21 protein-coding genes and 1 tRNA gene are annotated in these 19,119 nt (G+C 42.3%); 14 read left to right on the top strand and 8 right to left on the bottom strand.

The genetic code is table 11. The annotated features are described in order from the left end of the window. The first annotated feature begins 27 nt into the window (after positions 1–27). From ACJVC5_RS03940 to ACJVC5_RS03965, 6 genes are read left to right on the top strand one after another with little or no spacing between them, the layout of a single operon-like run. Complete coding sequence (locus tag ACJVC5_RS03940) at positions 28–771, top strand: endonuclease/exonuclease/phosphatase family protein (protein WP_408098086.1); 744 nt, start codon at positions 28–30, stop codon at positions 769–771. After that, the gene (locus ACJVC5_RS03945; protein ID WP_408098087.1) at positions 768–2,210 is read left to right on the top strand and encodes a phospholipase D-like domain-containing protein; all 1,443 of its coding nucleotides are present in this window, start codon (positions 768–770) and stop codon (positions 2,208–2,210) included. The genes ACJVC5_RS03940 and ACJVC5_RS03945 overlap by 4 nt, the downstream gene beginning before the upstream one ends. Continuing rightward, complete coding sequence (locus tag ACJVC5_RS03950; protein ID WP_408098088.1) at positions 2,207–3,151, top strand: lysylphosphatidylglycerol synthase transmembrane domain-containing protein; 945 nt, start codon at positions 2,207–2,209, stop codon at positions 3,149–3,151. Before ACJVC5_RS03945 ends, ACJVC5_RS03950 begins: the two co-directional genes overlap by 4 nt. Continuing rightward, on the top strand, positions 3,135–3,518 hold the full coding sequence (locus tag ACJVC5_RS03955) for a VOC family protein (RefSeq protein WP_408098089.1): 384 nt from the start codon (positions 3,135–3,137) through the stop codon (positions 3,516–3,518). The genes ACJVC5_RS03950 and ACJVC5_RS03955 overlap by 17 nt, the downstream gene beginning before the upstream one ends. 34 nt (positions 3,519–3,552) lie before the next feature. Continuing rightward, positions 3,553–4,182, top strand: coding sequence for an HD domain-containing protein (locus ACJVC5_RS03960; RefSeq protein WP_408098090.1), 630 nt, complete (start codon positions 3,553–3,555; stop codon positions 4,180–4,182). A 2-nt stretch (positions 4,183–4,184) separates the two neighbouring features. After that, entirely contained in the window at positions 4,185–4,673 is a 489-nt protein-coding gene (locus ACJVC5_RS03965; protein WP_408098091.1) for a GAF domain-containing protein, read from the top strand. On the opposite strand, the gene ACJVC5_RS03970 is transcribed toward ACJVC5_RS03965, so the two are convergent. Next, entirely contained in the window at positions 4,670–5,938 is a 1,269-nt protein-coding gene (locus ACJVC5_RS03970; protein ID WP_408098092.1) for an MFS transporter, read from the bottom strand. The genes ACJVC5_RS03965 and ACJVC5_RS03970 overlap by 4 nt on opposite strands. Before the next feature lie 141 nt (positions 5,939–6,079). Between ACJVC5_RS03970 and ACJVC5_RS03975 the strand changes: the two genes are divergently transcribed. Next, positions 6,080–7,921, top strand: coding sequence for a Kelch repeat-containing protein (locus ACJVC5_RS03975; protein ID WP_408098093.1), 1,842 nt, complete (start codon positions 6,080–6,082; stop codon positions 7,919–7,921). A gap of 158 nt (positions 7,922–8,079) precedes the next feature. After that, positions 8,080–8,349, top strand: coding sequence for a DUF4423 domain-containing protein (locus ACJVC5_RS03980; protein ID WP_408099222.1), 270 nt, complete (start codon positions 8,080–8,082; stop codon positions 8,347–8,349). Positions 8,350–8,362: 13 nt separating this feature from the next. On the opposite strand, the gene ACJVC5_RS03985 is transcribed toward ACJVC5_RS03980, so the two are convergent. Together ACJVC5_RS03985 and asnB are read right to left on the bottom strand one after the other, a co-directional pair. Further along, positions 8,363–8,788: a DUF3995 domain-containing protein gene (locus ACJVC5_RS03985; protein WP_408098094.1), complete on the bottom strand. Its 426-nt coding sequence runs from the start codon at positions 8,786–8,788 to the stop codon at positions 8,363–8,365. A gap of 98 nt (positions 8,789–8,886) precedes the next feature. After that, a complete protein-coding gene (gene asnB, locus ACJVC5_RS03990; RefSeq protein WP_408098095.1) occupies positions 8,887–10,482 on the bottom strand; it encodes an asparagine synthase B in 1,596 nt (531 codons plus the stop codon). Between the two features lie 131 nt (positions 10,483–10,613). Between asnB and ACJVC5_RS03995 the strand changes: the two genes are divergently transcribed. Both ACJVC5_RS03995 and ACJVC5_RS04000 read left to right on the top strand, forming a co-directional pair. Continuing rightward, positions 10,614–11,576 (top strand): M14 family zinc carboxypeptidase, encoded by a 963-nt coding sequence (locus tag ACJVC5_RS03995; protein ID WP_408098096.1) that lies wholly within the window; start codon positions 10,614–10,616, stop codon positions 11,574–11,576. Continuing rightward, the gene (locus ACJVC5_RS04000) at positions 11,557–12,366 is read left to right on the top strand and encodes an SIR2 family NAD-dependent protein deacylase (RefSeq protein WP_408098097.1); all 810 of its coding nucleotides are present in this window, start codon (positions 11,557–11,559) and stop codon (positions 12,364–12,366) included. Before ACJVC5_RS03995 ends, ACJVC5_RS04000 begins: the two co-directional genes overlap by 20 nt. On the opposite strand, the gene ACJVC5_RS04005 is transcribed toward ACJVC5_RS04000, so the two are convergent. Further along, positions 12,358–12,678, bottom strand: a complete 321-nt coding sequence (locus ACJVC5_RS04005; RefSeq protein ID WP_408098098.1) for a hypothetical protein — start codon at positions 12,676–12,678, stop codon at positions 12,358–12,360. The two genes, ACJVC5_RS04000 and ACJVC5_RS04005, sit on opposite strands and share 9 nt — an antisense overlap. A 163-nt stretch (positions 12,679–12,841) precedes the next feature. Continuing rightward, a complete protein-coding gene (locus ACJVC5_RS04010) occupies positions 12,842–13,894 on the bottom strand; it encodes a lycopene cyclase family protein (protein ID WP_408098099.1) in 1,053 nt (350 codons plus the stop codon). Positions 13,895–14,042: 148 nt separating this feature from the next. Between ACJVC5_RS04010 and ACJVC5_RS04015 the strand changes: the two genes are divergently transcribed. Further along, entirely contained in the window at positions 14,043–14,543 is a 501-nt protein-coding gene (locus tag ACJVC5_RS04015) for an adenine phosphoribosyltransferase (RefSeq protein WP_408098100.1), read from the top strand. A gap of 38 nt (positions 14,544–14,581) precedes the next feature. Further along, complete coding sequence (locus ACJVC5_RS04020; protein ID WP_408098101.1) at positions 14,582–15,841, top strand: hypothetical protein; 1,260 nt, start codon at positions 14,582–14,584, stop codon at positions 15,839–15,841. Here the strand turns inward: ACJVC5_RS04020 and ACJVC5_RS04025 are convergent. After that, positions 15,838–16,557: a TlyA family RNA methyltransferase gene (locus ACJVC5_RS04025; RefSeq protein WP_408098102.1), complete on the bottom strand. Its 720-nt coding sequence runs from the start codon at positions 16,555–16,557 to the stop codon at positions 15,838–15,840. The two genes, ACJVC5_RS04020 and ACJVC5_RS04025, sit on opposite strands and share 4 nt — an antisense overlap. Then, complete coding sequence (gene dapF, locus ACJVC5_RS04030; protein WP_408098103.1) at positions 16,554–17,336, bottom strand: diaminopimelate epimerase; 783 nt, start codon at positions 17,334–17,336, stop codon at positions 16,554–16,556. Before dapF ends, ACJVC5_RS04025 begins: the two co-directional genes overlap by 4 nt. 137 nt (positions 17,337–17,473) lie before the next feature. Between dapF and ACJVC5_RS04035 the strand changes: the two genes are divergently transcribed. After that, positions 17,474–17,550, top strand: a tRNA-Met gene (locus ACJVC5_RS04035). 323 nt (positions 17,551–17,873) lie between these two features. Here the strand turns inward: ACJVC5_RS04035 and ACJVC5_RS04040 are convergent. Next, the gene (locus ACJVC5_RS04040) at positions 17,874–18,341 is read right to left on the bottom strand and encodes a hypothetical protein (RefSeq protein ID WP_408098104.1); all 468 of its coding nucleotides are present in this window, start codon (positions 18,339–18,341) and stop codon (positions 17,874–17,876) included. Between the two features lie 362 nt (positions 18,342–18,703). Here ACJVC5_RS04040 and ACJVC5_RS04045 point away from each other — a divergent pair, with 362 nt between their 5' ends. Next, positions 18,704–19,069 carry a hypothetical protein gene (locus ACJVC5_RS04045; RefSeq protein ID WP_408098105.1) on the top strand — a complete coding sequence of 122 codons (366 nt, stop codon included), beginning with the start codon at positions 18,704–18,706 and terminating at the stop codon, positions 19,067–19,069. Positions 19,070–19,119: the final 50 nt, after the last annotated feature.

The following is a 19,119-nucleotide window of genomic DNA, read 5'->3' on the forward strand; positions in this document are numbered from 1 at the left end:
CCTTATCATCAACATGAGGAAACGTTGATGAGACTAAAAATATTGTCCTACAACATCCATAAGGGATTCACGACTTGGAACCGGGACTTTGTTTTGGGTCGTATCCGTGCGGCCCTGCGAGAGACCGATGCCGACGTTTTGTTTCTACAGGAAGTCTTAGGCGAACACCGGGGGATGATAAAACACCTCTCCGATTCAGAAACAAGAATTCAATTCGAATACCTCGCCGATTCAGTCTGGACCCATTTTGCTTATGGTAAGAACGCCATCTACGCAGATGGGGATCACGGCAATGCCATTCTTAGTAAATACCCTATCTCAAGCTGGAGTAATCAAACCATTTCAGACGATAGAAGAGAATTAAGAGGTCTCCTAAAGGCCCGGATACAGACTGGACCGGGGCAAGAAATTGTTCTCGCCAATACTCATCTCGATCTGACCCAAAAGGGCCGAGACAATCAGACCCAAGTTCTGATTAATGATCTCAAAGAGGAAAAGGTCCCTTGGGTCCTGGTTGGAGACTTTAATGATTGGAACAAACGGATCTCTCCTGTCATTGAAGAGAAACTTCAAGCGGTGGAAGCCTTTAAGTTTCTGCATGGAAAATATCCACCAACATTTCCATCGTTTCTTCCAATGCTCTCATTGGATCGAGTTTTTATCTATCAAATGAGACCTGTCCTTGCCCAGGCCCTGACAGATGCCACCTGGAAAAGACTTTCTGATCATCTTCCTCTGTATGTTGAAGTTGATCTTGAGGAGGCAGCATGAAAGGAGGAATTCTAAAAGAGGGACATAATTGTTGTCGTATCCGGAAGGTCGATCGCCTGGCGATGCTGGTTGATGGCGATGAATACTATAAGGCATTCTTTAACACCGTTCCCAAGGCAAAACATACAGTCGATATTTTGGGCTGGGAAGTGGATTCGCGAATCAATATCGGTCACATTAATGAAGAGTATCCCGACAATCTTCGGCAGTACTTTAACCAAGTGGTAAAACAAAATAGGAACCTTCATATCAATGTTTTAAGTTGGCGCTCTCCTGCCTATCTCTTATTTGGCAGAGAAAACTTTGCGGCCGCAAAGTGGAAATGGGAAACTGATAAGAACGTCAGCTTCCGACAAGTGGGACATCCTCACATGTACGGTACTCATCATGAAAAGATGGTGATTATAGATGGAAACTGCGCATTCTTGGGTGGAATGGATATCTCGCGAAAACGTTGGGACACTCGTGATCACAAGCTCGATAACCCTCTTCGGAAAGATGAACTAGGAAATCACTATCATCCTATTCATGACGTACAGCTAGTTCTTTCAGGGGAAATGGTAAGAGAACTTAGAACTTACCTTCAGGAGAAGGGACATAAGTATAAAGACCAAGATGAAAGCGAAATCATCTGGCCATCCATAGAGGCACGGGAAATTAGAGACGTTCCTGTCGCTCTTTCTAGGACCAATTCTCTAAAACGTCATAAAGAAATTGAAAAACTCTATTTGGATGCCATTCATGCGGCGAAGGATTTTATCTATATCGAAAACCAGTATTTTTCCTGTGAAAACATCGTAAATGCTCTTTGCTGGAAATTAATGGAAGAAGATGGACCCGATATTATTATCGTACTTCCTTTTTCGTATCGGGGAAGTTTTGAGAAGGCCGTTTACACTAATGAAAGAAACAAGGCACTCAAACGCTTACAACGGGCCGACCGACATCAACGCCTGGGTTTCTTCTATCCAGACAATGAAAGAAAAGATCAGTCGCGCTTTATCGTCGTTCACTCCAAATTCATGATCGTGGACAATGAGTTTTTAACTCTTGGTTCGGCCAACTTAAATAACCGATCTCTTCATGTGGACAGTGAACTTAATCTCTCTCTGGAAGCAAGAGGTGATTCCAAAGTCAGAAGTTTTATTGAAGAAAACCTTTATCGTTTATTAGAAGAGCATCTCGATACTCCAGAAAAAGAGTTAAGGAAAAAATTCGAGGAAACGAAGTCTTTAAGAGAAACAGTGCGGGCCTTTCAAGGCAAGAAAGCAAGGACCTTGGAAGAAATCAATTACTCACCCACTTCATTTAAAGAAGAACTCATGGTGTTGATAACTCCCATGGTGGATGTGCGCTTTTCCTTACCCAAAGTTCATCTTGTGATTTTTATCTTCGCTCTTTTTCTGATGAGTTTAATGTTTTGGCAGGTACCAGAATGAAAAATAAAATCATTGCCGTCGTGACAGTCATCTTCTTCTCAATTGCTGCTTATCTTTTCTATGACAGAATCTCTGCGATTGATTTCGAAGATGTGAAGCATGGCTTTTCCTTAATCAGACCATCGGTCGTGATCGGTTCCATTCTTTTAGTGATTTTAAATTTTCTGGTGCTTACGAGTTTTGATTACTTTGCTTTTAGAACATTTGGTCCACGCTTCATGACTTATCCAAAAACCATCGTGAGTGCTTTTATATGTTACGCCCTTACCTTGAATATTGGCGCCTTTGTTGGAGGTCTGGGATTCAGATATCGCATCTACTCTCGCTGGCACGTGCCTACTAAAACCGTTCCTTATATCATTGCTTCTTCTATTATCTCTAACTGGTCAGGATACATCTTGCTTTTAAGCAGTGTCCTCTTATTTAAACCCATGGGTGTAGAGGCCATGGCCTTTATCCCGGACTGGGTCATGACTCTTTTAGGAATAGTGGGAGTTCTCATTACTGGTGGTTACTTATATCTTTGCTTCAAACGTTATCGAGGGAAATTTGGGAAATTGGATTTTCAATTTCCGACACTGACCGCTGCAATCATTCAGTTAGTTCTCTCAATGCTTCAATGGATGATTTTAGGTCTTATTATTTATCTTTATCTCCATGAACTAGGCACGAGTATTAACTACGGTGAGTCTGTCATCACAATTCTTATGTCGGCCATCGCCGGAATTATCACCCACATTCCTGCCGGCATGGGAGTCACTGAAAACTTATTTTTACATGTAGGTTCCCCTTCAGAGGCCTCTAGAATCTTAGTCGCCCTGATTTGTTATAGAACAGTTTATTACCTCCTTCCTTTGGTGATCTCGATACCATCGTATTTTTTATTGGAGCTTTATCAGAGAAAGGAACAACTAGGAGGTCATTATGCTAAACAATCTTAATGCCATTACTACTATTGGAGTAAAAGACATCAATCGTGCGAGAGACTTTTATGAAAAGAAATTAGGTCTTAAGGCGGTTGAGTCTGCTGAGCCAATGGAAGAAGTGCAACTGTTAAAAAGTGGTAACACCCTGGTGGAATTGTATAAATCAGATTTCGCCGGTACCAACAAGGCCACTGCCATTTCTTGGATCGTTGGAGACGATATCTTTAAAGAAGTTGATGATCTTAAAAAGAAAGGAATCAGCTTTGAGCACTATGATTTTCCAGATGCTAAGCTCGAAGGAGACGTGCATGTTATGGGAAACATTAAAGCTGCATGGTTCAAAGATCCAGATGGCAATATCCTCTGTTTAGGTAACCACTAATTGAAAAAGGCGAGCGAAGGAATTAGAGTTGGATATGGACAAAATTCAAACTCTCATCTCCTTCGTTAGGCCTTATTACAATACCCCTGATCCTGCTCATGATTGGGCACATATCGGTCGAGTGGCAAAGACCGCGCGGCAATTAGCTGAAGGTTTGAACGTCAACATAGATTGCGTTCTCGCCGGTGTTTACTGCCACGACCTTGTGAATCTTCCCAAAGATCATCCTGATAGAAAAAATGCTTCTACTCTTGCTGCGAAAGAGGCCCGACCTCTTCTCGAAAAATCAGGTTTTACTCCAGAAGAAATCGCCATCGTAGAGAAGGCCATCATTGAACACAGTTTCTCAAAAGGACTTAAACCATCTTGTCTGGAAGCTGCCATCGTTCAAGATGCTGATCGTTTAGATGCGCTGGGTGCGATTGGTATTCTTCGCTGTACCGCTGTTAATACTCAGATGAAGGCAAACTTCTATGATCCCTTTGATCCGTTAGCTGAAGGCCGTGAACTCAATGACAAAGCGTTCATGATTGATCACTACTACGTGAAGTTGTATAAGCTTCCCGAGATGATGAATACCGAAAGAGGTCGAAAGCTTGGTGAAGAGCGTGTGGCCTACATGAAAACATTCATCAATACACTTATGGGCGAAATTCGAGGTTAATTATGTTCCATATCGAATCAGTTTTTGATGATTCTCAGAAATACTATGATTCACTTGAGCGCGAACTCATGGGTCTAATTGAAGGCGAGAAAAATCTCATCGCCAATCTAGCGAACATCTCTTCATGGATTTATCACGCATATCCGGAACTTAACTGGAGTGGTTTTTATCTCTGGGACGAGTCGGACCAGGAGCTGGTCCTAGGGCCTTTCCAAGGGAAGCCTGCTTGTATTCGTATTAAAGCAACTCGTGGCGTTTGTGGTGCCGCTTATTCAAAAGGTGAAACCGTTCGTGTTGATGATGTTCATGCTTTCCCGGGACACATTGCTTGTGATGCGGCCTCATTGTCGGAACTTGTGGTTCCGCTTAAAAAGAACGGAAAAGTTTATGGAGTTCTTGATTTAGACTCTCCCAAAACTCATCGCTTCTCAGCAAATGCAGAAAGAGAATTCACGCGAATCATGAATAAGATTTCGGAAAAGATTTTCTAAGCTACTTTTTGAACCGGTTCTGGCTCTGTCGCAGGAGCTGGTGCCGGAAGCTTCAACACCTTCTCTTCTTTCTTGAAGAACTTGTAATAAAGAATCACAGCTAATCCATAAAAACCACCGGCCAGATAAAAAGTTGGACCAAAGTCATAGGCCTCAATCATATAACCGCCGAGACGAGTGCTGGTGGTGTAAACCAGGTGATAGAAGAATAGAATAATTGCTGATGCGAACACGCATTCTTTTTCACGCACGCGTTCCATCTCAAACATGCTCGTAATCGGACTCGACATATTCATAAGCATTCCGCGCATGAAGAAACAGCTCAACACAATTCCCACGTTACCAGTCAGACCCATGGCGATCATGAATGGAATAGAAAGCATGGATGAAACCAGAATGAATCGAAGTTGGCTCGTTCTCTTCACAATTGTGGGAGTCATGAAGATCCCAGTGAAGATAAAGAATTGAAGAGCGGCATAGGCCACACCAATCATCTCGGGACCGAGTTTAAATTTCTCTTTCAAGTAAAGGTTCATGAACGGAACAATGAGTCCCCCACCGAACGCAAAACAAAGTTTTGGAATGATAAGTCTCGCAAGGATGTTCCAATCTTTTTCACGAAGACCATCAAAGATGCGCTTCTTCACTTTAGGAATCGGCACACGTTGAATGCGCAGGAACATGAGATTAGATGAGAACACAATCCCAAGAGCGATCATGATAGATGTGCGATAAACTTCAATCTGACTTAAGGAAGGATGAATCCAATCTACTAGTTCCGGAAGAAATCCACCAATGAGATACCCAATTAAGTGGGCTCCCATATTAAGACCCGAGTTCAATGTGAATAAGTGCACACGAACTTCAGGTGTCGAGTTACGAAGATAAAAGGGAGAAACGGAAATATTGAAAAGGGCCTGGAACATACTCGCGAGTAGTCCAAACGCAAAGAGTGATCCCTGATCCGTATTTAGAATCTGCATGAAATAGAAAATTGAAGAACAAAGAAGACCTGTGGTCACGAGATGCTTCACATGAAACTTCTCTACGATCAATGCCGCTGGAATTGCCATCAAAGAAATCCCAAGCGAGGTGGTGGAAATCAAATTACCAATGACTGACTCACCGAAACCTAATTCTTTGAGATAAAGGTTGAATAACAGGCTGTAGATCGAGAGACCCATACCTTGAATAGCGTTTCCTACCAGGAAGAGTTTCACGTTACTTGAGAATTGATGGAAATGTGAGCGATAGACACCGACCATGTGATGATTCTAGCGCTTATTTTGATTCGATAGAATTAGGTAAAAAATTATTTTTCTGCCAGGCATTAAATGTAAATTGTTTGATATACCGAACGCCCTTGGATATGATCGCGGCCAGACTCTAATAAGGGAGAATTTCCGATGAAATACTTACTGCTTCTAGGACTTCTTGGTTCGTGCTCTTCATTTGCGAATTTTGTTTATATGAAAGAGAACGCCAAAGGAAAATCTGTTCAGTATCACGTGAATGGAACTACTTACGCTATCAACGATACCACCAACAAACTTTGGGCCCTTTATCCAGACGTTACTCCAGATGGAAACGAATTCATTTACTGCGAGGGTGAAGCTCAAAATGCACTTGGCCTCACTTACTATAATAAGAGAAAAAACCTGACTCAAAGATTCGGCCTTAAAGATAAGGGCATGCTTCTTCATCCGAAATTTTCTAAGAACGGTAAATTCATTTTCTATTCGGCCCCTGGAAAGAACGGCAAGAACACGATCTTCTACTTTGATCGTGTCGCGGAAGTTGAACGCCAAGGCACAAACCTTGCTGATTACTCTCTAGCTGATGCGAAAGCAATTGATGAGTCGGAAGAGTCATACTTCCCTCGCCCATCTTCTGATGGAAACTTTGTGGTTTATCAGAAGAACTCTCCAGGAAAAAAAGAAATCGTTCTTTTTGATCGTCTTGATAATAAGAAGACCGTACTTGCTGAAGGTATGTCGCCTGCACTTTCATTCGATGAGCGCTTAGTTGCTTTTACTTCTAAGAAAGAAGGTAACTGGAACGTGTACACCATTGACCGCGTGACAAAAGAAGTAAAACAAATCACTTCTGATGAGCACGATGAGATGGCCCCGACTTTCATGACTGATAACACTGTCGTGTTCGCGTCTAATAAGTCTGGAAACTTCCACCTTTATAAGTCTGTTGATTCAAAATGGGTTCCAATGTTCTCAGTTGAAAAAGAAACGGATTACTACGCTCCTCAGTTCGCAGGTGATACTCAATATAAGCAAGGCGAAAGAGCTCCGTTCATTGGAGGTGCCCGTTCTTCATTCGGAACTGTTTCTCATAACGGCATGATCTATATGGCCGGTGGTCACCAGGGCCCTGAACACACTTACCCAGAAGAATCATTCACTGATCACTTCATTGCTTACGATATCGCGAAGAATGAGTGGAAGACACTTGCTCCTCGCCCAGTGAAGGCCCACGGTTATCAGATCGCGGCATTTGGTGATTACGTTTATGCGTTTGGTGGATTCGCTTTCTCAGCTGAACATAAGCCAAAGTGGAAGTCACTTGATCTTATCCACCGCTACAGCATTAAAGAAAACAAGTGGGAGCTGATTGGAAAGCTTGCTACTCCAAGATCTTCTAACGTTGCTGTGACAATTGATGAAAAGGTTTACCTTCTTGCTGGTTGGAACTCGACTCCGAAGAAAGAAAATGATTACGATGGTACATTCCTTTCTTCGGTTGAAGTGTTTGATCTAAAAACTGAGAAGATTGAAACAGCTCCTTATACTATGCCAATGCCACTTCGACGTGCACTTACAGGTATTGAGCACAACGGTAAGATCGTTCTAATTGGTGGGCTTGGTGAAGGTGCTACACACTTTGAACTTATTATGAATGTAACGTCGATTGATCCAGTTACTGGGGTTGCTACTGAAATGCAACCGCTTCCGTTTGCGACTTTCGCTCCTGCAGCTGAAGTGCTTGGGAAAGAGCTGTTTGTTTTCGGTGGGATGTTCAAGACTGGTCAGTGGAATTATGAATATGTGTCTCATATCTACGCCCTGGATTTAGAGAAGAAAACTTGGAGACACACAGGAAGATCGCTTAAAGAAACGAAAGGTTTCTCGCAAGTGTTCCATGTCGATGAAAAGACTTTAGGAATTCTTGGTGGTCACCACTACTTTGAAGGACAGGATTTTCCGGTTTCGACGTTTGAGACGTTTAGTAAGTAAGATGGAATATAGAGGGCTCCGAAAGGAGCCCTTTCTTTTTTAGTCTGCGTATAAAATGCCATCAATTTGAGTGCTTGGCTTATGAAGTTTCTCTTTCAAATACCTCTTAAAGCCAATTGTCAGGAGAGCTGTAACAATAATAAGAATGTGATAAATACATTTTTGGAACTCAGAGAACTTACCTAGAAAGAAGCCCACCTCTCTTAGAAAAGCACCATAGTAACTGGCGTCTTCGCGCTCTCAATCAATTTGACTCCCTCTCAGAAGAAGAGATGATGTTCACATCACCGATGTCGATTTCTAAAAAGGATTTCGTTAAACTTCGTGAGATGCTGGCCGAGTTTATTGAAAAATCATCTCAGATTATTAGAGAATCACCAGCCAAAAAAGTCGCTTGTTTGAATATTGATTTCTTTTGGGTGAAGTGAAAAAAAGCCTTTTTTATAGGCCTAAAGCCAGAAATAAGAGACAAGCTAAGACACAGCAAAGCGGTGAAAAGAGCCAGCTGTCCCATTTCGCAAACTCACTGCCTCTTTGTTTTTTGAAAAATCCCAAATACTTAAATTCGCCAACTGCGCGAGCTAAAAAAGCAACAGCAGCAACCGCCACTATCCAAAATGAAAGCTTTTTGAAAGGAGATGATAGAACAAATCCGATTCTTAACAGTAGTAATATCCCCAAAAATGTTAAAAGACTGGCCACCGTTAAAGTAGATAAAGGAGAGGGTGAAAACAGAGGAACATTTTTAGAATTCGTCGGAACGACAACCAAGAGACCTTTCTTTCCGCCGAAAAACCAATACCAGTGAAGAGCAGCCAAAATAAAGAGAATTACACTTGCTGCAACAGAACAGACTTCCTTCAACACTCAAGTTCTCCTTCCACAACGCTTTGAAATAAGTCCTCTAAAGATACACTTCAGCAAGTAAAAGTAGAAATTAAAAAGGCCCCTTTCGGGGCCCTCTATTAAACACCAGATTTTCCGTAGTTAGGTAGGACTCGTGCCGATGGATCATTCACATTACAGTTGTTCCATTCTTTGTTCGGCATCCAGAAGTCTTTCACGTGATGAGCAGTGCCCGCGAAGTGCTTTTCATAGATCTCACGATACATAAGTGATTCTTTCGTAAATGGAGTTCCGTGAGGATACTTCTCTCTCGCCTGTGCCACTTGCTCTTCAGTGTATTTTGTTTCAGCGGCTTCTTTCAGATAATCCACCATTGAGTGTCCAACCGCATCTGAGAAAGCGGCCTTCTCACGCCAAAGGATTTCATCTGGAATGAAGTTCGTGCCATCGAATGCCTTACGAAGTAACCATTTACCCATTCCAGTTGTGTTCATCTTAAATTCCGGGTGAATTTCCATTACGGTCTTAACGAAATCAAGATCACCAAATGGCACACGGGCCTCAAGCGAGTTCGAAGCAATCGAACGGTCAGCTCTTAGCACGTCATACATATGAAGTTCATCCACTCGCTTCTTAGCTTCCTTCTGGAAGGCCTCAGGCGATGGAGCGAAGTCCGTATACTTATAACCAAATAGCTCATCTGAGATTTCCCCAGTCAGAACTACTTTAATTGGAGTCTTCTCTCGAATGTACTTACAAACAATATACATACCAATCGAAGCACGAATGGTTGTGATGTCCCAAGTCTCAAGATACCAAATCAATTTATCAACAACGCCTAGAGTGTCTTGTTTATTAAAGTACACTTCGTGGTGATTTGTTTTTAGGTAATCCGCCACGATCTTTGCGTAATGAATATCAATTGGATTGTGATCCAGACCAACTGAGAAAGTAGTGATTGGTTTTTTCATCAAATCTTGAGCGATACCGCAAACAAGAGATGAATCCAAACCACCAGAAAGAAGGAATCCCACTGGAACGTCGGCCACAAGACGCTTACGAACGCCTTCTACTAATTTCTCGCGAATGTCTTTTAAGTGTTGATCAAGATTTTTAGGAGCGTAATGAACAACAGTTGTTAGATCTTTATATTGAACAAATTTCTCACCGTCGTAGTAGTGCCCTGGAGGGAATGCTTCTACCTTCTCACAGAACGGCATCAGAACTTTAATCTCTGAAGCGAACATGATCTTCCCTTCAGATGAATAACCATAGAACAGAGGACGAATACCAATTGGATCACGTCCCGCCACTAATTTCTTTTTTTGATTGTCCCAAATTACCAGAGCGAACTCTGCATCCAAATGTTGGCACATCTTTTCGATGCCAAGATTATTGAACATAGGAACAAGCACTTCACAGTCAGAATGAGACTTAAACTTATAGATGGCCTCGTAATCACGCTTCAACGTTTCGTAGTTATAAATCTCACCATTACAAATAGCTATGTTTCCATTATTGTCATCTACGAAGGGCTGATGACCTTTTTGTGTCGGGTCCATGATCGCCAAACGATGAAAGCACATCGAAGCTTCATTATTTGAAGCTTTGACGATTTCAGTATCGTCCGGTCCACGATGACGGAGTTGATTGAAAGTCGTTTCGAAGTCTGGAAGTTGATGAACATCACCAGAATAAGCGAGCAATCCACACATGTTGTAATCCTGAAGCTTTCGGGAGGAATTTCCCGGGCGCTTGGGATATCTTATCACCAAAGCAAAGTCATCAGGTAAAAGGCCAAATTTGCCTACTCCCAAAATACCCATAGGAATAGTCTCATCTAAGAATGAAAGCCAAAGATACACTGCCAGAACTATTTGAAGTTGAGTATTTAGCCGAACAATATCGAGATATTCTTCACGTTGAAAAGTTAACGGAAGTTAATGGTGCGCGCTTTCAATTTCCAATCTATGGCTTCTCTTTAGGTAACCAAAACCCAGACGCACCGGTCTTTGGTCTCTTTGGTGGAGTGCATGGTCTGGAACGAATTGGAACTCACGTTCTACTCTCTTTTCTAAAAACTCTTCTCTTCCGCATGAGTTGGGAAAGTGAATGGCAGGAATTTTTTAAACACTGTCGTCTTGTAACAATTCCTATCATTAATCCACTTGGGATGGCCCTGGTTCGTCGAGGCAACGGCAACAACGTTGATCTCATGAGAAACTCTCCACTGAATGCCACTGGAAAACTTGTTCCTCTGGTGAGTGGCCAGACCTATACCAATATCCTACCTTGGTACCGAGGTGATCTTTCTCATCCAGAAAAAGAAACTCTCGCGGTTCAAGAGTTCTGTCGTAAGCATTTCTTTCAAAGCCAAAGAGTAATCACTTTGGATCTTCATTCCGGTTTCGGTCTTCGTGATCGTCTGTGGTATCCATGGTCAACGTCTTCGACTCCCTTCCCACTCGAGCCTGAAGTATTAAAACTAAAACGACTCTTAGAACAAACCTATCCTTATCACGTATATACTGTTGAGCACCAATCGCTGAACTACAGTAATCACGGTGATCTATGGGATTGGATCTACCAGGATTATGCGAGTCAAAACCCGAATGGAAAATTCTTGCCATTAACTTTAGAAATGGGATCATGGCTTTGGGTGAAGAAAAACCCTTGGCAGTTTTTCTCATGGCAAGGTCTGTTTAATCCGGTTAAGAAACACCGTTATGCTCGCACCATGAGACGCCACAATCATCTTCTTGAACTTTTACTGAAGGCCAGCCTGCACCATGAAACTTGGGCCGTTTAAAAACATCGTTATTCTCACTGGCGCCGGAATCTCTGCTGAATCCGGCATTAATACTTTTCGTGATTCAAACGGACTATGGGAACAACACCGCATGGAAGATGTGGCGACTCCTGAGGCGTTTAAACGTGATCCGCAACTTGTATGGCGCTTCTATTCTATGAGACGACTCCAGGCCGCTCATGCTCATCCTAATCGTGCTCACGAAGCTCTCGTCAAATTCGCAAGAACACCTGGGCACGAAGTTCACCTCATCACACAAAATGTAGATGATCTTCATCACCGGGCCGATCCAACTGATCACTTACCACCTTTATGTATGCACGGTTCTCTTAATCAATCCCGTTGTGTGAACTGTGGCACGATCTATTTTGATGACCACGCCTACTTTAATTTAAAAGGTGATTACGCTCCTCAGGGCACCATTCTATGTACACCTTCTCAGAAGGCCTCCATGGACTATCTTCATCAATACAAACTTGATTATCGAGACTTCCTTCCCCTCTCTCCTTGTTGCAAGGCCGCCATTCGTCCTCACATCGTGTGGTTCGGTGAAATTCCTTTTCACATGACGAAAATCAATAATCTTTTAACTGATGCGGATTTATTCGTAAGCATTGGTACGAGCGGACAGGTCTATCCGGCGGCCGGCTTCCTACAAATTGCTAAGATGAGTGGAGCGACGACTGTTTGTATTAATAAAGAGGCCATTCCTCAAAGTCAGTGGATTGATCACTTCATTCAAGGTCACGCTTCAGTTGAAGTTCCAAAGTTCTTTGAATCCTTAACCTGAAATATTAAATTTTGAGAGTTCTTTCTGTGCCAGATACTTCGCACGAGTGCGGGCCTTTTTAAGATCAGTTGGTCTATGGGCCGGCATTTCGACAGCAATGGATTCACCTACGTACTGTTTGGTCCAAACATTCATGATTTTGATGGAAACATAATATGTATGAGAGTGTGACTTATATCCATAGACTTCAAGAGCAACAAATTGTCCTTTTGGTGAGGCACCCAGAGTATCAATCATCTGGTGTTCCCGGGCAAAGGCAGAGACAGAGAGAGTAAATAAACTGATAAACAGTAGTTTCAATAGTTTTTGCATATGTCTCATATAAAGCAAGGCCTGGGCCAAGTCTCTCAACCACAAATCAGGGGTTAGGACGTCCAAAAAGTCTAAATTCTGGTGACTGTCGAAAGTTTATACAGCTTCGGACTATTCACAAGTCTTAGACCCAACTATGGAAATTGCTAATATGAATGGAATATTAATGGGCGAATTTACCAAGCATAATTCTCGAGCGATCCAGAAAAGACGGACTTCCTCTGAGAAATCTTTCTAATGAAGGTTTTGGTAATTGATAAATGTCCTGAAAAAAACAGTGCTGTTTTTCAGGCACAGATTCTACTAAGTAACGATTTAAAAATCGTAGGAATCTTCGATCACTCTCCGTTTCCTTTCTAAAATTGGAAACGACTTCTTTTAACTCCCCTAAGCGAAAGCTTGTGGCCACCATTTGATCAATGAGACGTGTGGCGGCCGGAATTGAACAACCAGTCGTCTCATGAAAGATTCCGGCAAGATTAATGACCCTTCCTTCCTGACGAAACTTAGGAGAAGAAATCGGCATCGCTCGACACTGGCTTTCTTCCTTCACAACTTTTTTCACTTTCCAATCGTAAAAATCAATTATCTTCATCAAATCATTTTTCATCTCATGAAGATTGAGTTCCTTATTCGACGAGTATCGTTGGTCCTTAATCATGATTCTTGTCTCTGATAAAGGAAGATAGTGAATGCAACGAAGTTTATCTCGTTGAGAAATGGTAGAGTCCAGAAGAACAGGTTCTTTTATTTGATGAGGTTCTTCTAGTTCCAACTCCAATGCGAGAAACTTTTGATATCCGCACTTTTTATATCCACAAATGTTTCTCGTATCTATGACAAAGCTTCCTTCGTCCAGAGCAAGGCGAGCACTAATTTCATTATTAAGACACAAACTTTCAGAAGTAAGAGTTTTACTTACGACTTCATGAATGCGGTCCGAACTAATTAAGTGATAACTATTCTCAAGAAGCTTTTCATACTTAGGGAATCTCACTTTATGAGTGTTCCAACTATGAGTAACAAGTGGACGAAGCCAAATCTGGGCCGAAAGTTCAATGTCGGTTCCATGAAATGTATAAGACTCATTTCCTCCGAGGCTAGATGAACTCTCATAGAGCTTAAACGAAATGTGTGGAAGAGCGGTCTTAAGCCTGTAGGCCAATAAACTTCCCCATAAGCCGCCGCCTAAAATAATGACAGGTTTACTTTCCATAGGACCCCTCATACTTACAGAACTTCAGCTCGCAAAATATAAAGAATGTCTGGAATGTTAGGAATTAACTTTAAATTACACTTAGATTGATTTTTCCTAAAGAAACCTGATAAGTTGGAAAAAAAACTTTTGTCCGCGGAGCTCGAAAATGCATCCTTTTGAATCCCACATTCGCAATGTCCCTGATTTTCCAAAAGCGGGAATTATGTTCAAAGACATTACTCCACTTCTTCAGGAACGTTTTCCTGAGGTTATTGAAGCCATGTCCCAAGGAATCGACTGGTCAAAAGTGGACTATGTGGTTGGAATTGAGTCTCGTGGATTCATCCTGGGCGCTGCCATGGCGCAACTTAAGGGCAAGGGCTTCATTCCTATGCGTAAGAAAGGTAAGCTTCCTCCACCGGTCATTGCTGAAACATATGCCCTTGAATACGGCACTGATACCCTGGAAATGATCAAAGAAGAGAAGTCAGGACGTGTGGTTCTGGTGGACGACGTTCTTGCGACTGGCGGAACTTTGAGAGCTGCTGCCGCTCTTTGTGAGAAGAATAAACTTCATGTGGAAGGCATGGCCCTTCTGATTAACCTGACTTTTTTGAATAAGTTTAAAGAAGAAGGTCTACCGGTTCATTCTGTCCTTAATTACTAAACTCTTTTAATCCTCCCGAAATAGATTACACTTTTAATATGTGGATCATTTTGGGAGTTCTTTTATCTTTCTCAGCATTCGCCTTAGAGCCTTTCGAGAAAATCAAGAACGTTAAAATTTTACGAGTACTACCTAATAACATCGTGATGCTGAATCGCGGGTTAGAAGACGGTATTTTGCGTAACGATCACGCCAAACTTTCCAATGATACGGAAGGATACAGTTCTCGCGCTATTTGTATTCGTGCGGGAACAGATGTCTCTTATTGGCGTCTTTACCGAATTCCGAACTCGGAGGCCTTCTCTTTAGATTACGTCTATACGATTTCCGGTATGGCGGACAGAGAGATCCCTTTCCCTGAAGCGACCATTCGTGATCATCGTGCCGAGATTGCTGAATTAGATCAGAAACCAAAACAAGAAGCGGGCCCTGATCCATTCACAATTAAACGCGATCTCCCTGAAAAACTAACTGAGCGTGATTTGATCCAGGCCACTGGTCCTGAGAAGAGAAAGCTTTTTGTCGAGAAGGCCCTGAATCAAGATCAAATGAAGCGTGATTTAGAAGATTATCGCATCTCTCTTTATGCTTCGCCCTTCACTCGTCAGTCAATCAACGAAGGAGAAAGCCTTCGTTACGGTTTCCGTGGTGGAAACGTGGCCTCGAAGTATCGTTTGCTTACGCAGTTTGAACAGCAGCAGACAAAACTGAAAGATCCACTGACAAAAGAATCAGTTTCAACTCGCAGTACTTTTGGTCAGGCCCAATTTGTTATTCACCGGTTAACGAATTCTATTTCTTCGCTCAGTATTGTGAACTACGGATCGCAAAGATTCAGTGAGCTCGCGACTCCCAAGTCACACTGGCAAGTGGGACCCATTGGTTTCACGTGGCACATGTATGAATCAAAAACTTGGGAATACTTAGATCTAAGTTACGTGCCTCTTTATGATATTCGTAACACTGAAGTCATGAATGCAGATGGCTCAACTTCTGTGACAAAGAAGAACGGTCTTCGCCACGGTTTCCGCTTCGCTCTTAAAACACGAATCAACGAACGAGTTGCTCTTGAGAACCTACTTTGGGTAAGACCTTTTCAAGAACTGGATTCTTGGGAACTTAAAGGTGATGACCTGAATATGGTGAATGATTTGAGACTCATTTTCAGTCTGACTGATAACTTCTTCTTTGATTACAACTTCATCTATCAAAAAGATAAACTCTGGAAGACGCTAAGTAATCTTCCTGAGACGAACACCATCAATTCATTGAATTTAAGATACGATTTCGACGTTTAAACGCGGACTAGCCAGCTTAAGAACTCTTTGTTTCCAGACTTGCCTTCAATCGGCGAATCAATGGTTTTTAAGTGTTGCCAGCCATGGGCAGTGGCAAAATCCAAGACCTCTTTTAAGACCTGCTGCTGAAGCTTAGGATCCTTGATCACATTGTCCTTCGGCATGCGTTCTTTACCGGCCTCAAACTGAGGTTTAACCAGCACAATCAGAGGACTGCCAGGATTTAAAAGTGTCTTTATGACGTCTAAAACTTTAGTGATAGAGATGAATGAAAGATCCATCACTCCCCCATCTGCCATTTCTGGAAGAGAAGTGATTTCGCGAATATTCGTGCCTTCCATATTGATCACACGAGAATCTTCGCGAAGCTTAGGAGCAAGTTGATCATGGCCCACGTCGATGGCGTATACTTTCTTAGCATCATTCAGAAGCAATACCTCAGTGAAGCCACCAGTGCTGGCACCGAGATCCAAAAAAACTTTGTCTTTGATTTCAATTTTAAATTCTTCCAGGGCCTTCTCTAATTTGAAGGCACCACGGCCCACATACAGAGAAGTTGTGATTTCAATTTTAGATTCCGGATCAATCATTTCGCCGGCCTTCTTAATGACGATACCATTAATTGTGACGTCGCCATTCTCAATCAGGCTTTTGGCCTGAGAGCGCGTGCTCGCAAGACCTTTATCAGCTAAAACTTTATCGGCCCGTTCTTTCACAGAGAGTACTCTCCAGAAAAACAGTGCTTCACTTCACCCGAATAGAAAACCTTGTTGCCTACTAGCACTTTCTGAGTTCCACCTAGAGTTTTAAGCGTGATCACTTCTTTCCAGCCGTTCCAGAAATTAAGCGCAAGTGCCGAAGCAGTTAGGCCTGTTCCGCATGAGTGAGTTTCATCTTCTACTCCACGCTCATAGGTGCGTACGTAAGCAGTCTGGTAATCTTTTTGGATTTCCACAAAACTCACATTCGTTCCATTTGGAAATGTTGAATGATAGCGGTAACGAGCGGCCGTCGGTTTGATATCAATCGCCTTCGCATCTTTCACCAGAAACACTAGGTGCGGAACACCTGTGTTGATAAAAAAGCTTCGGTCGAATTCATGAAATTGAGAAAGATCATAAAGATTCTTGTCTTTAATCTCCGACATCTCGATGGCGAAGGCGTCGTTTTGACGAACAACTTCGTAAGTCGCATTCATGGTTTTGATACGATAAGCGTTCTTTGCGTGATTTTGCTTTTGATCAATATAGGTCGCGAGACAACGAAGACCATTTCCGCACATCTCGGCCTCACCACCGTCGGCATTGTAGATGCGCATTTCACCGTCAGTTCCGATGAAATCAGTCAGGGTGAGGATCCCATCGGCGCCTACACCGAAGTGACGGTCGCACATTTTTTTAACGAAGGTCGGGGTCATTTCCACGGTTGGGTGATCGAGGATAATAAAGTCGTTCCCGTTGCCTGAAAACTTGGTAAATTTGAGAGAGTTTTTCATAGGACAGTTTTATCAATAGTCCCCGGTTTTTGCCATGCCCATGATGGGGTCATTTCAGCAAATTGAAATAGTGCGTCTTATCCGAGAACGCTTGGCAAGCGTCCCGGGATCAAGTAAATTAAGTACTTCTCATATGTGGGATCATAGCTCAATTGGTTAGAGCTCCCGGCTCATAACCGGGTGGTTACAGGTTCAAGTCCCGTTGGTCCCACCAATCTATCAAAATACAACAGGCCGTCTGAGCGCAAGCGAAGATGGCCTTTTTATTTTGATCTGCATTTGGGACAAAAAGGACTTGAAGGGAACTCCGACGGGCGAAGAATGCGACAGCATTCGGCGATCGGAATCAGATCACGAAGATCTGATTAGGAGTTGCACTGGGCCTGAGCGAAATGAGCGTGAAGCGAATGAGTGATGGCCAAGTCCCGTTGGTCCCACCACTTAGAAGTTGCTTAAAACAAGCAGCCCCGAGATTTTTTAAGATCTCAGTGCCGCTTCGATTTCATTTGTATTTGATTTTTGGAATAGAATCTATGATTAGAATTTCACGCAATTAAAAGAATCATTTAATTTGTAACTAGTCTGAAAAAATGCTTTTGCCTTGTATTTCAAAGTTGCAATTCCTTCTTTCTTTTTAAGCTTAAATTTAATGCTGGAATCTTCCCAGCCGCTGGAATTACTTGCATTAGCAATTAACACTCGATCGTCATTCTTAAACTTGAATCCACCCATCGTCTTTTGGAAAGTGGACTGATCTGCCAATAGCTTTTCAGAAATGGTGAGTTTGCCATCCATTGCATTTTTTAGAGGTTCCTTTACCAAGTCAAAATAAGCAGTACTAAGAGCATGAGAATTTGCTCCTGTATATCTCGTAAAATCAATCACAGAAGGTTGATTTTCATTAAACGTTACTATGATGTCACCTTTATCTGATGAGCATTCAAATCTGGTTTCGGCGAGAGTGAGAGTTGAGAAAAAAAGCGTGCAAAGAATCAAAAATTTCATATGAAATCCTTTGGTGAGAGTGCATTTGCGGGCAAATGTGCATCCGCTTATTAACTATAAATCTGACATTTTCAAGTTCGCTAAAAACAGTATGTAAAAAGTAATAGTTTTAATGGGCAGCAGATGCAGAAAACATCAGACAGATCAAAATTAGACCCTTCATAGAACTCATTACATTTTTTAGAATTCTAGTCTGAGCTCTAAGACAGGGTCTGATTTTGTAGATTTTACATACTGAAATGCAATGACTGCCAGTCAGCAAGGGCCACTGGAGCGCCATTTTTACAGACATTGCTAAAAGCTATCAGCATCCAGATTCCACTCTGGTACTACAAGGTAAAAATTAATCTAGGACCTCAAATATGAAGCTTTTCACTTTAATCGCCGTTGCTCTTGTTTCTCTATCTGCCCTTGCCAATACCCCTGCTCAGTTGAATAAGGCCATTGCGTACAATATGGACGCGCTTTTGAGCGATACTGTAAACGAAGGTGAAGGATCTGCTTACGTACAGAACCTTAGATGCCAGGTTGCCCCAAAAAAAGACAATACCCGAGTGAGCGTTGCCAAGTGTGATATCAATTTTAAAGTGAGTTACGGGAATGCTAAATGCGTAACGAGCTGTTTTATGATCTATACCTATGAGAACAATGATCTAAGAACTCTCAGAGCTAATGATAAGCTTGAGGGTGATTGTATTGAGTACCTTTCTGGGACTTATTGCGATTAAGGACATTCATTAGGAATTCTCTGCTCCGGCCTTAAACCGGAGTCAGAGTT

Origin of the sequence: Peredibacter sp. HCB2-198 (genome assembly GCF_045999315.1) — a bacterium.
Taxonomy (GTDB): domain Bacteria; phylum Bdellovibrionota; class Bacteriovoracia; order Bacteriovoracales; family Bacteriovoracaceae; genus Peredibacter.